Source organism: Streptomyces sp. NPDC085944 (assembly GCF_040686295.1).
GTDB classification, from domain to species: Bacteria; Actinomycetota; Actinomycetes; order Streptomycetales; family Streptomycetaceae; genus Streptomyces; species Streptomyces salinarius.
In genome coordinates this window covers 242,423-256,377 of record NZ_JBFBJX010000008.1, presented here as the reverse complement: position 1 = coordinate 256,377, position 13,955 = coordinate 242,423, and the positions used below count along the sequence as shown (strand labels likewise).

Annotated in this window: 11 protein-coding genes; 8 read left to right on the top strand and 3 right to left on the bottom strand. The window is 74.8% G+C overall.

Annotated elements, in window-relative coordinates; genetic code table 11:
* Nucleotides 1-39: 39 nt before the first annotated feature.
* The 3 genes from AB0P07_RS18410 (at nucleotide 40) to AB0P07_RS18400 (ending at nucleotide 4,451) form a co-directional block, all read left to right on the top strand.
* A complete protein-coding gene (locus AB0P07_RS18410; protein ID WP_365551803.1) occupies nucleotides 40-3,426 on the top strand; it encodes an ALF repeat-containing protein in 3,387 nt (1,128 codons plus the stop codon).
* 102 nt (nucleotides 3,427-3,528) lie between these two features.
* Nucleotides 3,529-3,909, top strand: a complete 381-nt coding sequence (locus tag AB0P07_RS18405; RefSeq protein WP_365551801.1) for a hypothetical protein — start codon at nucleotides 3,529-3,531, stop codon at nucleotides 3,907-3,909.
* Nucleotides 3,910-3,971: 62 nt separating this feature from the next.
* Entirely contained in the window at nucleotides 3,972-4,451 is a 480-nt protein-coding gene (locus AB0P07_RS18400; RefSeq protein ID WP_365551799.1) for a hypothetical protein, read from the top strand.
* 72 nt (nucleotides 4,452-4,523) lie between these two features.
* Here AB0P07_RS18400 and lbuL read toward each other — a convergent pair whose 3' ends face one another.
* Both lbuL and AB0P07_RS18390 read right to left on the bottom strand, forming a co-directional pair.
* The gene (gene lbuL, locus AB0P07_RS18395; RefSeq protein WP_365551797.1) at nucleotides 4,524-6,155 is read right to left on the bottom strand and encodes a linear/branched/unsaturated fatty acid:CoA ligase LbuL; all 1,632 of its coding nucleotides are present in this window, start codon (nucleotides 6,153-6,155) and stop codon (nucleotides 4,524-4,526) included.
* Complete coding sequence (locus AB0P07_RS18390; protein ID WP_365551795.1) at nucleotides 6,152-7,828, bottom strand: AMP-binding protein; 1,677 nt, start codon at nucleotides 7,826-7,828, stop codon at nucleotides 6,152-6,154. The genes lbuL and AB0P07_RS18390 overlap by 4 nt, the downstream gene beginning before the upstream one ends.
* Nucleotides 7,829-7,961: 133 nt before the next feature.
* Between AB0P07_RS18390 and AB0P07_RS18385 the strand changes: the two genes are divergently transcribed.
* From AB0P07_RS18385 to AB0P07_RS18375, 3 genes are all read left to right on the top strand, one after another.
* On the top strand, nucleotides 7,962-8,816 hold the full coding sequence (locus AB0P07_RS18385; RefSeq protein ID WP_365551793.1) for a LuxR C-terminal-related transcriptional regulator: 855 nt from the start codon (nucleotides 7,962-7,964) through the stop codon (nucleotides 8,814-8,816).
* 193 nt (nucleotides 8,817-9,009) lie between these two features.
* Entirely contained in the window at nucleotides 9,010-11,835 is a 2,826-nt protein-coding gene (locus AB0P07_RS18380; RefSeq protein ID WP_365551791.1) for a LuxR family transcriptional regulator, read from the top strand.
* Nucleotides 11,836-12,051: 216 nt separating this feature from the next.
* A complete protein-coding gene (locus tag AB0P07_RS18375; RefSeq protein ID WP_277426013.1) occupies nucleotides 12,052-12,180 on the top strand; it encodes a hypothetical protein in 129 nt (42 codons plus the stop codon).
* A gap of 132 nt (nucleotides 12,181-12,312) precedes the next feature.
* Here the strand turns inward: AB0P07_RS18375 and AB0P07_RS18370 are convergent, their stop codons facing one another.
* Nucleotides 12,313-12,519: a hypothetical protein gene (locus tag AB0P07_RS18370; RefSeq protein ID WP_365551789.1), complete on the bottom strand. Its 207-nt coding sequence runs from the start codon at nucleotides 12,517-12,519 to the stop codon at nucleotides 12,313-12,315.
* Between the two features lie 35 nt (nucleotides 12,520-12,554).
* Here AB0P07_RS18370 and AB0P07_RS18365 point away from each other — a divergent pair, with 35 nt between their 5' ends.
* Nucleotides 12,555-13,529, top strand: coding sequence for a polysaccharide pyruvyl transferase family protein (locus tag AB0P07_RS18365; RefSeq protein WP_365551787.1), 975 nt, complete (start codon nucleotides 12,555-12,557; stop codon nucleotides 13,527-13,529).
* 97 nt (nucleotides 13,530-13,626) lie between these two features.
* Nucleotides 13,627-13,950, top strand: a complete 324-nt coding sequence (locus AB0P07_RS18360; protein WP_365551785.1) for a DUF3040 domain-containing protein — start codon at nucleotides 13,627-13,629, stop codon at nucleotides 13,948-13,950.
* The last annotated feature ends 5 nt before the right edge of the window (nucleotides 13,951-13,955 follow it).

Here is a 13,955-nt window from a genome sequence, read left to right as displayed (position 1 = left end):
GTCGTCCCGCATCACACCCGCGTATCCCGTACGGGAAGGATGCTCACTTTGTCAGCGTCACTGTGGAGCAGACGCCGCATACTCACCACCGTCGCCGGGACGGCCGCCGTGCCGGCCCTGCCCGGCATGACCCTGTTCGCCGCCGGGCCCGCCCGGGCCGCCGAGGGCGACTCCGGCGACCCCGACACCGACCTCCCCGACACCGACCGGGGCAGGGCGGTGTGGCAGTACAAGATCGGTGGCGTCGCCGTCCGCGAGGCGGCAGCGGCCGCCCTGACCGGGCCCCAGGCCGCCGTCTCCACCTTTCTCACCAGTGAACTCCCCGTCGCCCAGGCGGAGGACAACCGCTTCGCCGTGCTCACGGGTCTGCCGCACGCGGGCAAGTCCGCCCAGCAGTCCGCCGAAGCCGCGCTGACCGCGGGCGACGCCGCCGTCACCGCCTACCTGACCGACGGATACGTCGAGCCGGTCACCACCGACCTGCGTGTCGCGGTGCTCACCATCCTGGACAACAGCGGCCCCGGAGTGGCCCGCGAGGCCACCGAGGCCCTGGACGCGGGCACCGCCCAGGCCCTGCGCACCTTCCTCGACGAGACCCAGTACACGGCGCGGGCCGAGGACGAACGGGTCGAGGTCTTCACGATCCTCAACACCGCCTCCCCCGAGGTGAAGAAGTACGCCGAGCAGGCCCTGGCCGACGGGACACCCGAGGCCATCCACCGCTTCCTGGTCTCCGGTCAGTTCATCGCGCGGGCCCGCGACGAGGAGAGCGCGACGATCGAGCAGCTGGTCGCCGTGGTCGAGCGCGAGGGCAAGCGGGCGAGCCTCAAGTCGGAGCAGGCCGTGGCCGCTTCGGACCGCGCCAAGAAGGCTGCGGAGGAGGCGAAGGCCGCCGCTCAGAAGGCTGCCCAGGAAGCCCTGGCCGCCAAGGAGGACGTCCGCAAGTCGGCGCGCGCGGCCAACAACGCCGCCAATGCCGCACGGGGCGCGGCCAACGCCGCCAACACCGCGATCGCCGCCTCCCGCACGGCCCAAGCGGCTTCGGGCCGGGCCGCGCGGGCCGCCCAGGCCGCCGCCGCTGCCGCCGCCGCAGCGGGCAGTGCGGCCTCCCGTGCCTACGGTGCGGCCATCGCCGCGTCCAAGGACGCGTCCAAGGCTTCCGCCGCGCGCGATGCGGCCGAGGGCGCCCGCAACGCCGCGCGCCGTGCGCGTACCGCCGCGGCGGCCGCCGACCACGCCGCCGTTGCTTCGCGTCAGTCCTACGCGGCCGGTGCCGCCGCCGCGGGCGCCGCACAGAACGCCGCCGTCGCCGCGAACGAGGCCGCGAACGCCGCCGCTTCGGCGGGTGTGGCCAAGTCCCAGGCCGCCGCCGCCCGGCAGGCCGCCGCGGAGGCCAACGCCGCCGCCGCGCGCGCCACCCGGGCCGCCGGCACCGCCCGAACCCTCTCCGACCGGGCCGCAGCCGCGGCGGCGGTCGCACGGGACGCCGCCAACAGCGCGGCCGACCATGCCGACGCGGCCGCCGACGCAGCCGACGAGGCGGCCGAGCACGCCGGTGAGGCCGTTGAGTACGCCAAGCGTTCCACCGCCTACGCCGAGGCCGCGGTCGAGGCCGCGACCACCGCCGCGAACGCGGTCGAGGAGGCGCGGGACGTGGAGGCCGCCGCGCGTGAGGCGGAGACCGCCCGCATCGCCCAGGACACCGAACTCGGCGTCCTGGAGGCCAGGCTGAGGGCCGAGGCCGAGATCGACGACGCCAAGCAGGCCGACAACCGGCGCACCCTGGCCGACCGGATCGCCACGGAGACGAAGGACGCGATCGCGGCGGCGGAGACCGCCCTGCAGGCCGGCGACACCGCCCTGGCCGTCACCGAGGGCCGCAAGGCCGCCGTACGGCTCCTGGACTCCACCGGCAGCTGGACCCGTGCCGCGGCCGAGTTCGCCCTCGCGGGCGCGGACCAGGACGTTCTCAACTGGGTCGGCGCCGACCGCCTCCTCGCCCAGCGCCAGGACGACCGCGAGACCGTGCTGACCGTGGCCGAATCGGCCAAACCCGCCGTCGCCGAAGCGGCCCACCGGGCACTGGTCGACGAGAACGAGGACGCCCCCACCGAGTTCCTCGCGACCGGCGTCATCGAGGCCGCGGCCACGGACAACCGGGTCACCGTGTTCTCCATCCTGAACGAGGACCCGGGCAAGGCGGTCAAGGCCAAGGCCGAGGCGGCACTCGCGGACGGCGGCGCCCCGGCGCTCCACCGCTTCCTCAACGAGGAGCTGGCGGAGGCCGTCAAACAGGACGATCAGGTCGAGATCTTCGGCCTCCTCGACTCCGGCGGCCCTTACATGAAGTCGGCCGCGGAGATCGTGCTGGAGGGCTCCGCCCGCATGCGGCGGTACTTCGTCGCCCGTGACAAGTTCTACATCGCCCGGCTCGACGAGGACCACGCCACCCACGTGGCCGCCGTCCGCGCGTCCATCGCCCACGCCGCGAAGGTCGCGGCGAAGGCGCTGGAGGACGCGGCGCTGGCCTCGAAGGCGGCGGCCGAGGCCCGGCAGGCCGCCGAAGAGGCCTCCGACTGGGCGGCGAAGGCGAAGGACCACGCCGCCGACGCCGCCGACGCCGCCGACGAGGCGAAGGCCAACGCGGACGCCGCCGACCAGTCCGCGGCCGACGCGGCCAAGTCCGCCGCCAGCGCCTCGCAGGCGGCGACCGTGGCCCGCGGTGCGGCCCGGACCGCGAACTACTCCATGCGACAGGCGTCGGCGTCCGCCCGGGCGGCCGTCGCGTCCGCCGCCGAGGCACAGGCCTCCGCCGCCAGCGCCCGGGCGGCGAAGCTGCAGGCCGGTGCCGACGCGGCGGCAGCCGCGGACGCCGCAAGCGAGGCGAAGGCGGTCGTGGCGGCGAAGCGGAAGGCGGAGGCCGCCGAGAAGGCGCGCCAGGCCGCCGAGAAGGCCGCGCAGGACCAGGAGAACGGGTCCAACCCCTCCCAGACCTCCGACCAGGACAAGCCCTGGTACTACGACTGGGAGCTGTGGCCGGAGGACATCGGTTCGGCCAAGCAGTGGGCGACGGTCACCGGACACTGGAGCACGATCGCGGGCGGCGCCGGCGTCGTCCTCGGTGTGGGCGCCCTGCTCTTCCCGCCCGCCGCACCGGCCCTGCTGGCGGCGGCCGGCGCTGTCGGTCTCGTGTCCTGGGGCCTGCAGGGAGCGAGTGCTCTGCTCCACGGCATCGCGGACAACTGGCAGGGCAGCGACTTCCACAGTGCGCTCGGCATGTTCGCGGTGGGCGGCATCTTCCTCGGCAAGGGCAAGCTGCTCAGCAAGTTCGGCGGTCTGGACGACGTCGCGGAGAATGTCGGGGCGAAGATCTCCGGTGCGGTCAGTGACGCCACGACCACGGTCGTCGGCTGGCTGACCTGGTAACGAAAGCACGCAACCGGCAGGGGTGGGACGGGATATGATCGCCGTCCCACCCGAATGCCGCCGTCACGGCGGTCCGCGGCGACCCGGAAGAGGGAAGTGCCCATGCTGACGCCCGACATGTCCGTCGCCCAGTGGTGGGTCATGGCCGTCGCGTCCGGCATCGCCCTCGCCCTGGCCGCGCAGTCGCTGGCCACGAAGAGGTGGCAGCGCTTCGCCGCGGTACTGCCGCCCCTGGCGGGCGCGGCGGTCATCGGCGGGCAGACCCTGGCCCGGGGCAGCGACGGGAAGCAGGCGCTCTTCCTGTTCACCGTCGTCGCCCTCGTCCTGGTGATCCTGCGGCTGGTCTACGCCAAGTACTTCGCCCGCCAGCTCGCCCTGCACCGCGCGGGCCGGCCGGCGGACGAGGTGACCAAGGGCCAACTGGCCGTCTTCCTCCTCACCTTCGTGGCGACGACGGTGCTCGTGGCCTTTCTCATCGGATGAGTCGTCGCCCTCCCCGGTCGTGCGACGGCCTGCGCAGCCTTTCCGGCAACTGAGGACCGTCCGTGCTCCTTCCGCTCACCGTGTTCGCGCTTCTGCTCTGCGACCTGGTCCTCACCTGCGTACTCCTGCGGTGGCTGCCCCTGCGCAGGGAGCGGTGGATCGCCCTCGTGACGTTCCCCTCGGCAGCCGCGCTCACGCTCGTCCTCGGAGCGGGTGCGCGGGTGCCCTGGCAGGCGGCGTTCGCGGCGTGCGCCGGGTTCCTGTGCGGGACGGTGCTGGCACTGCTGCCGTTCCGGGGCTGGGTGTCGTCGTGGACGCTGCCCGTGGCGGGGGCGGAACGGCTGCGCTGGTCCGAAGTGCTGCTGGTGCTGCTCGGTTCGCTGACCCCGCTGTCGACGAAGCGGACGGACGCGGCCCAGCGCAAGGCGTTCGCGGTCCGCGAAGTGGTGCGGGAGCGCGGCCCGTTCCCGGCTCCGATGGGTGCCGCCCTCCTCGTCCTGCCGGTGCTCTGCGCGGTGAGCGCCGGGTGGGCGGCAGGCTGACGCCGGTGGCCGGGCGCCGCCGGAGGACTGCGTGCCGCGCCCGGCCGGCCTCCCGGAGGGCGGGCGGGGCGGTCAGAGTTCCGGGGGCGGCTGCGGGGCAGCGTACCGCTCCCGCAGCTCCACCTTGCGCACCTTCCCCGAGACGGTCATCGGGAAGGAGTCGAGGAGCTGGAGGCGGCTGGGCACCTTGTAGTGGGCGAGCTGCCCGTCGCAGTACGCCCGCAGTTCCTCCAGGGTGAGCGGGTCGGCGGCGTCGCGCGGGACGACGCAGGCCAGCACCTCCTCGCCGTAGCGCTCGTGGGGTACGCCGACGACCTGGACGTCCGCGATCTTCGGGTGGGCGTACAGGAACTCCTCCACCTCGCGCGGGTAGATGTTCTCGCCGCCCCGGATGATCATGTCCTTGATGCGGCCGACGATCTCCACGTACCCGTCCTCGCGCATCACCGCGAGGTCCCCGGTGTGCATCCAGCGGCCCGGGTCGACGGCCTCGGCGGTCTTCCCGGGCTCCTCCCAGTAGCCGAGCATCACGCTGTAGCCGCGGGTGCGCAGTTCGCCCGCGTCGCCGCGCGGCAGGGTCACTCCGGTGACCGGGTCGACGACCTTGACCTCGATGTGCGGCAGGACGCGGCCGACGGTTCCGGTGCGGTGTTCGAGGTCGTCGTCCATACGGGTCTGCAGGGAGACCGGGGAGGTCTCGGTCATGCCGTAGCAGATGGAGACCTGCTCCATGTGCATCTCGGCGACCACCCGCTTCATCACCTCCACCGGGCAGGGGGAGCCCGCCATGATGCCGGTGCGCAGGGAGGTGAGGTCGTAGGAGGCGAAGTCCGGCAGGTTCAGCTCGGCGATGAACATGGTCGGGACGCCGTACAGGGACGTGCACCGCTCCCGCCGCACCGCCTCCAGCGTGGCCGCCGGCTCGAAGGACGGGGCGGGGATGACGATGCAGGCGCCGTGGGAGGTGGCGCCGAGATTTCCCATCACCATGCCGAAGCAGTGATAGAAGGGCACCGGTAGACAGACCCGGTCCTGCTCCGTGTAGCCGACCGTGCGGCCCACCCAGTAGCCGTTGTTGAGGATGTTGTGGTGGGAGAGGGTGGCGCCCTTGGGGAAGCCGGTGGTGCCGGAGGTGTACTGGATGTTGACCGGGTCGTCGCAGCTCAGCTCGGCGGCGAGGGCGTCGACCCGCTCCTGCGGCACGGACGCGGCGCCCGCGGTGAGCGCGTCCCAGGACGGGTCGCCGATGTAGACGGTCTCGCGCAGCGCGGGGCACCGGCCGCGGACCTGCTCCACGATCGCCCGGTAGTCGCTGCTCTTGTGGGCGAGCGAGGCGACCAGCACGGTGATGCCGGACTGCTGGAGGACGTACTCCAGCTCGTGCGCCCGGTAGGCCGGGTTGACGTTCACCATGATGACGCCGATGCGGGCGGTGGCGTACTGGACGAGGACCCACTCGGGGCAGTTGACCGCCCAGATGCCGACCCGGTCGCCCCTGGTGACGCCCTTGGCGAGCAGGCCCCGGGCCACCTCGTCGACGGCGGCGCCGAACTCGGCGTAGGTCCAGCGCCGTCCGGAGGGGACGTCGACGAGGGCCTCGCGGTCCGGGTGGGCGGCGATCGCGCGGTGGAGGTTGGCGCCGATGGTGTCGCCGAGGAGCGGGGTGGTGCTGGTGCCGTGGGCGTAGGAGAGGGTGGTGGTCACCGGAAGTCCTCCTCGCGGTACTCGTCGGCGGAGCCGGCCGCGGTGGCCTCGCGCAGTTCGATGCGGCGGATCTTGCCGGAGACGGTCTTGGGCAGGTCGCCGAACTCCAGGCGGCGCAGCCGCTTGTAGGGGGCGAGGGTCTGGCGGGAGTGCTCGAAGAGCACCTTCGCGGTGTCCGGGCCGGGCTCCCACCCGGCCGCCAGCACGATGTACGCCTTCGGCACGGCGAGACGCAGCTCGTCCGGGGCGGGCACGACGGCGGCCTCGGCGACCGCCTCGTGCTCCAGCAGCGCGCTCTCCAGCTCGAAGGGGCTGATCTTGTAGTCGGAGGCCTTGAACACGTCGTCGGCCCGTCCCACGTAGGTGAGGTAGCCGTCCTCGTCCCGGGCGCCGATGTCACCGGTGCGGTAGTAGCCGCCGGCCATCGCCTCGGCCGTGCGGTCGGGGTCGCCGTGGTAGCCGGTCATCAGGCCGACGGGGCGGTCGGACAGGTCCAGGGCGATCTCGCCCTCGTCGGCGCCGGGCGCGCCGGTCACCGGGTCGATCAGCTCGACGCGGTAGCCGGGGCTGGGGCGGCCCATCGAGCCGGTCTTGAGGACCTGGCCGGGGCTGTTGGAGACCTGGACGGCGGTCTCGGTCTGCCCGAAACCGTCGCGGATGGTCCGCCCCCACAGGCGGCGGACCTGTTCGATCACCTCGGGGTTGAGCGGCTCACCGGCGGCGACGACCTCGCGCGGCGGGGTGGCGAGCCGGGAGAGGTCGGCCTGGATGAGCATGCGCCACACGGTCGGCGGGGCGCAGAAGGTGGTGACCCCGGCCCGGTCCATCTCGGACATCAGCCGGGTCGCGTCGAACCGCGTGTAGTTGTACAGGAAGACGGTCGCCTCGGCGTTCCACGGCGCGAACAGGTTGGACCAGGCGTGCTTGGCCCAGCCGGGCGAGGAGATGTTCAGGTGCACGTCGCCGGGGGTCAGCCCGATCCAGTACATGGTCGCCAGGTGGCCGACGGGGTACGACACGTGGGTGTGCTCGACCAGCTTGGGGCGGGCGGTGGTGCCCGAGGTGAAGTACAGCATGATCGGGTCGTCGGCGGCGGTGGGACCGTCCGGGGTGAAGGCGTCCGGCGCCCCGTACACCTCCTGGTAGGACCGCCAGCCGGGTCCCGTCGTGCCGTCGCCGACCGCGACGCGCGTGTAGTCGCCGGGCACGTCGTCGAACTTGCCCGTGTCCTCGGCGCGCGCGATGACGTGCCGGACCCGGCCGCGGTCGACGCGGTCGCGCAGGTCGGCGGGGCCGAGCAGGGTCGTGGCCGGGATGACGACCGCGCGCAGTTTCATCGCGGCGAGCGCGGTCTCCCACAGCTCCACCTGGTTGCCGAGCATCACGAGGATGCGGTCCTGAGGGCCGACGCCCCACTCGCGCAGGCGGTTCGCCACCCGGTTGGAGCGGGCCGCCATCTCGGCGAAGGAGACCCGGACCTCGCGGCCGTCCTCCTCGACGATGTGCAGCGCGGGGCGGTCGTTGCCCTCGGCGATGACGTCGAACCAGTCCAGCGCCCAGTTGAAGTGCTCGGGCCGGGGCCACCGGAACCCCTCGTAGGCGGCGGTGTAGTCCTCGCGGTGTTCCAGCAGGAAGTCCCGTGCGCTGCGGAACTGCTCCGTGGCCGTCGTCATCTGTCCTCCTCGGTGCCGGACCTTGCCGGGCGGCTCCGTGCCATCGTCTAATCCGTGAGGTGGGTCTCACTACCCCCGAACGGGGGTGTGCGTCCCGGGACCAGGACTGCGGTCGCTAGGGAGGACGGAACGAGTGGCGGTGGACGCGGCTGGGGCGGCTCAGATCCGCAGCGCGCTGGTGCGGCTGCGGCGCACGACCGGGCTGCCCGTCGCCTTCGGCGGTCTGGTGGAGGCCGGGCGGCGCCAGGTGCGCATCAGCGAGCTGAGCGGCACGGCCACCACCGCGCTCAGCGCGCTGGCGGTGACGGCCGGCAACGGGCTCGGCGGCCGGGCGGTGGCGCTGTCGCGGCCGTGCGCCGTGACGGACTACTCCGTCTCCCGGCAGATCAGCCACGAGTACGACCTGCCCGTCGCCGCCGAGGGCCTGCGCTCGGTGCTCGCGGTGCCGGTGGTCGTACGGCGCCGGGTGCGCGGCGTGCTGTACGGCGCGCTGCGCTCGGCCGAGCCGCTGGGCGACCGCACGCTGGGCGCGGCCGTGGCGGCGGCGCGGGACGCGGAGCAGGCGCTGGTGCTGCGGGACGAGGCGGACGAGCTGCTGGCGGCCGCCTCGCACCCGTCGGCACACACTCCCGCCGCACCCGGTCCGGCGGGCCGTGCGGCCTGGGAGCAGGTGCGGGAGGCGCACGCGGCGCTGCGGGCGCTGGCGCCGAGGATCGCGGACGCGGCGCTGCGGGACGAGCTGCTGCGCGCGTGCGGCCTGCTGGCGGCCGGGGACGACGGGCCCGCCCCGGGGCCCCGGCTGGCGCCGCGCGAGGTGGACGTACTGGCCTGCGTGGCCGCGGGCGCGACCAACGGGGCGGTGGCCGAGCGGCTCGGGGTGGGTCCGGAGACCGTCAAGAGCTATCTGCGCTCGGCGATGCGCAAGCTGGGCGCCCGCACCCGCACGGAGGCCGTCGCGGCGGCCCGCCGGACGGGGTGGCTGCCGTAGGACGAGGGGTCCGGCCTGGGGCGCGGGCCGGGGCGGGAGCCCTGTGCGTCCGGGTCGGCCGGGCATTTCCCGCGGTGATTGCTTTCGACGCTTTGGGATTTTGTTATTCGGCTCACCTGGTCGTCCCTCCGTAGGGCAATGCCCCGGTGCCTAATATTGGCCCGGACACGACACACGGAGGGGAGCGGTCACCGTGCCACGGGACTTCGCGGAGGCTGCCGGTCGCCGCTCCGACCTGGTCATCGGGCGGGAGGACTCGTTCGCCGCGGCGCGTGAGCAACTCACCCGGGGCGGCAGTGTGTTGCTGCACGGTCCCGCCGGAATTGGAAAGTCGACGGTCCTGCGCACCCTGGCCGCGGGATATGCCCGCACGGCGCACACCGTGTTGCGCTGCTCGGCCACCGAGTCCGAATCCCACCTCCCCTTCCTCGCCCTCGCCGACCTGCTCGGGACGGTCCTCGACGAGATCTCCCCCGCCCTGCCCGCCGCGCAGCGCACCGCACTGGAGTCGGCGCTCACCGGCCGCGGCGAGTCCACCCTCCAGCGCGACGGCCTCGCGCTGCGCCTGGCCGTCCTGTCCGCGCTGCGCGCCCTCGCCGCCGCGGGGCCGGTTCTCGTCGTCGCCGACGACCTCCAGTGGCTGGATCCGGCCAGCGCCGAACTCCTCGGCTTCGCGGCGCGCCGGCTGGGCGACACGCCGGTACGGCTGCTGTGCGCGGTGCGCACCGAGGGACCGGAGACCGGGGACGCGGAGTACGACCGCCACCTGCGCGCCTCCCCGCCGGACACCCGGGCGGTGCGCCTGGGGCCGCTGACCCGCACCCAGGTGGCGGCGCTGCTCGACGAACGCGGCTACGCGGGTCTGCACCGGTCCACCGTCCGGGACATCCACCGCACCAGCGGCGGCAATCCGCTGTTCGCCCTGGAACTGGGCCGGGCCCTGGCCGAGAGCCCCGCCGCACCGCGCCCGGGCGAGCCGCTGCCGGTGCCGACCTCGCTGCGCGCCCTGGTCCTGTCCCGCCTGGAGATGCTCTCGGACGAGGCCCGCCGCACCCTCCTGGTGGCCAGCGCCGGCGCCCGCCCCACCCCGGCCCTGCTGCGCGCGGCCGGCCGGGAGAACGCCGAGGCGGAGACCGCGCAGGCGGCGGCGCTGGGGCTGCTGGCGCCCGACCCCGAGGGCCCGACCGTCCGGTTCGCGCATCCGCTGATCTCGGCCGCGCTGTACGCCGAGGCCCCGGCGCCGGAACGGCGGGCCGCGCACGCGGCGCTGTCCACGGCGGCCTCCGACCCGATCGAGCGTGCCCGGCACCTGGCGCTGGCCACCACCGGCACCGACCCGCGGGTGGCGGCCCGGCTGGCGGAGGCGGCCGCGCTGGCCCGGGACCGCGGGGCGCCGTCGGTGGCCGCCTCGCTGGGGCTGCTCGCCGCCCGCCACACCCCGGCGGACGGCGCCCCGGGCCCAGACGAGCGCCGGCTCACGGCGGCCGAGGACGCCATCACCGCCGGTGAGCCGGACCTCGCCCGGGACATCGCCCGCGAGGTGCTGACCCGGGCCACCGCGCCCGGCGAGCGGGTGCGGGCGTGGATGGTGGTGATCGAGGCGGCCGGGCAGGCCATCGGCGAGGTCGACGCCGTCTTCCCGCAGGCGCTGGCCGACGCGGGCGACGACCCGAGGCTGCTCGCCCTGGTCCACTACCAGCTGGCCTGGCGCTCCCTGGTGGTGCAGGGCGACTTCGCCCAGGGCCGGGAGGACGCCGCGCACGCGGCCCGGCTGGCGGCGCGGGGCGGGGACCGGCGCACCGAGCTGCTGGCACTCGCGTTCCAGGCGCAGTCGGAGACGCTGATGGGCCACCCGGACGCCGCGGCGACCATCCGGCGGGCGCTGGAGGAGCCGCAGGACCCGCGGGTGGCGTGCCATCACAACGGGGCCGGCTCCTCCCGGTTCCGGTGGCTGGTGATCAACGACCGGCTGGCCGAGGCGCGGACCGCCGTCACCGCGCTGCTGCGCGAGGTGCGCCGGCGCGGCATGGCCGAGAGCGAGGTGCACTACCTGCGTTTCCTCGCGGAGACCGAACTGCATGCGGGCCACTGCGGCCGCGCCCTCGAACTGTCCCGGGAGAGCCTGACCCTGGCGCGCGACGCGGGCATCGGGGAGGGCGCGGGCGTGATGCAGGCCGCGCTGGCCGAGGCCGCGGGCGGCGACCCGGACCGGGCGCTGGAGCTGGCGCGGGAGGCGGTGCGGCGGACGGAGGAGGACGGCGACGCCGTGTACCTGTCGCGGGCGCTGGCCGCGCTCGGGCACGCGCACCTGGTGGCGGGCGACGCGGCGGCGGCCGTACGGGCGCTGCGCCGGGTGCGGGAGCTGGAGGCCGGGGCGGGCATCACCGACCCGGCGCGCGGCCGCTGGCAGGGCGACCTCGCGGAGGCGTTGGTGCGCACCGGGCAGCCGGCCGAGGCGATGGACGTCATCGAGGTCACCCGGGTGCACGCCCTGCGGCTCGGGCGCGGGAGCGTGCTCGCCGTCCTCGACCGCTCCGAGGCGCTGGTGCGGGCGGCGCGGGGCGAACGCCGGGCGGCCGAGGCACGGTTGACGTCGACGCGGGAGCGGCTGGCCGGGTTGGGGTTCGGCCTGGAGGAGGCTCGGGCGGTGTTCGCGCTGGCCGAGCTGCACGCCGAACGGCCGGGGCGGGCCCCGGAGTCGGCGTCGTACGACGAGGCGGCGCGACTGTTCCGGCGGTGCCGGGCGCTGCCCTGGCTGCGGCGGGTGGAGGCGGCCGTCGCGGCGCGGGCGGCCGGACCGGCGCCGGCCGCCGAGCCGGACGGCCTGGAGGGGCTCGCCTCGATGGAACGCCAGGTGGCCGCGCTCGTCATGGAGGGCGCGACCAACCGGGAGATCGCGGCGCGGCTGTTCGTCAGCGTCAAGACCGTCGAGGCGACGCTGACCCGGGTCTACCGCAAACTCGGGATCCGCTCCCGCGTCGACATCGTCCGGCTGGCGGCGGGCCGGCGCCCCGACTGAGCCGAACCGTCCCGGCGACCGTCGGGTTTACCGGGGGTGAACCGAGGGTTTTCCCTGCCCGCCGCACCTAGGGGGTTCCCTCATTGGGTGGTCCGGACCGCCGGTTCTAGCGTGAACACGTGCCGCTCGCCCGGGCATACGGGGGTCTGTCCCGAGACCCCCGTCCCACCCCCCACGCCCGGGCGACCCTCCACCGGCGACCACCCGAGGAGACCCATGTCCGGGCTCACCCGCTCCAGACCGACCGCCGCCACGGCCGTCGCCGGCGCCATGAACACCTGCCAGGGCGAGAGCGGCGGACCCCTGCTTGTCGGGGGCGCCCTGGCAGGTTCACCGATCTCCTGAGCAACCCTCGGGTGCAGACCAGGGGGCGTTGCGGGCCTCCACGAGCGGCCCGCAACGCTCCCTCTCCATGTCGGGCGCCCTCCTTTCCGCCCGCTGCGCCGCGTGCCGCGTCCGTGGCGCCCGAGTGGCGGTTCAGTCGCGTACGGTCGCGAAGCGGATGTCGTACGCGATGCCGGCGTGCATCGTCGCGAGCATCCGCCCGCCCTCGCCGCGGATGGCCGTCACGCCCTCGGACGCGGACGTGCGCGACGCCTTCGGACCGGTGGTCGGGCGCTGACCGGACGCCGGTTGCCCCTCGCCCCGGTGGTCGGCGGGATTGTCGGGGCGTCGGCGGGGCACCCGGGGGCACTGTGTACGAACGGGACAGAACCCTGGTGACCGGCTGGTTCAGCTTCCTGCACGGGGAGGCGACGGCCGGGGACGTGCTGGCGCTGGCGCGGGTGGAGCAGGTGCTGCGGGACGCGGGGGCGGCTTACGACGTCGTGTGGAGCCCCGGATTCGGCGCCGACGGCACGCACTTCGCGGACGTGGACCCGGCGGCGTACTCGCGGCTGGTGTTCGTGTGCGGGCCGGTGCACGGATCGCAGGTCGAGGAGTTGCACCGGCGGTTCGCGCACTGTGTGCGGGTCGCCGTCGGCGTCTCCGTGGTCGACGCGGACTCCCCGGCCGTCACCGGCTTCCACCGGGTGCTGGCCCGGGACGGCGCCGGACACGGTCCGGGGCTGGATCTCGCGGCCCGTGCTCCGGCGCTCCCGGCGGTGCCCGTCGTCGGGGTGGTGCTCACCCGGGGACAGCACGAGTACGGGGGACGGCGCCGGCACGAGGAGGTCGCCGCCGTGCTGACGCGCTGGCTGGCCGGCCGGGACTGTGCCCGGCTCGAGCTGGAGACGCGGCTCGACGCGCACGACTGGCGGCTGTGCGGCACGCCGGCCCAGCTGGAGGCCGTACTGTCCCGGCTCGATCTGGTCGTCACCGACCGGCTGCACGGGCTGGTCCTGGCACTGCGGGCCGGTGTCCCGGCGCTGGCGGTGGATCCGGTGGAGGGCGGTGCGAAGGTGACGGCGCAGGCCCGGGCCTGCGGCTGGCCGGCGCTGGTGCCCGCCGAGCGGCTCCTGGAGGCGTCGGTGGGGGGGTTGGCGGAGGGTTCGGCGGAGGGTTCGGCGGAAGTCTCCGCGGAGCGGACGCTGGAGCGCTGGTGGGACTGGTGCCTGGCCGACGGGCGGGCGGAAGCGGCACGCATCGGCTCGGGGTTCCGCGCGGCGGAGTCGGTGCCGGACGGGGTGCCGGACGCCGCGGACGGGTTGGTGGCGTCGTTGCGGGAGGCGTCGCAGGCCGCGGCGGGTCGATGAGCGTCCGGGCGGACGGGCGATGAGGGCCCGGGCGGACGGTTGGTCACAGGCTGTGCGGGAAGTCGTCGACGGTCGGTCCGTCCCCAGGAGGAACATCGTGTCCATCGGCCGGCTCCCCGATCACGAGCAACGCATACTCGACGAGGCCGAACGGGCCCTGCGCCGCGACCGCCGGCTCGACCGGCGCCTGCGCACGCTGCGGTTCCGCCGTTGCCCCGACCTCACCCGTCTGGCGGCCTCCCGCCCGCGCGGCCTCACCGTGCTTGTGCTGCTCGCCGTGGCGGTGTCGCTGATGGTCGTCGGCATCGTCACGTCCACGCCCGGGGTGATCCGGGCGTTCGCCGGTGTGTGGCCGGTGGCCCTGTTCGCGGTGTTCCGGCTGCTGTGCCGCTGGACGGAGGGCTGGTCGGTCCACCGTTGACGCGC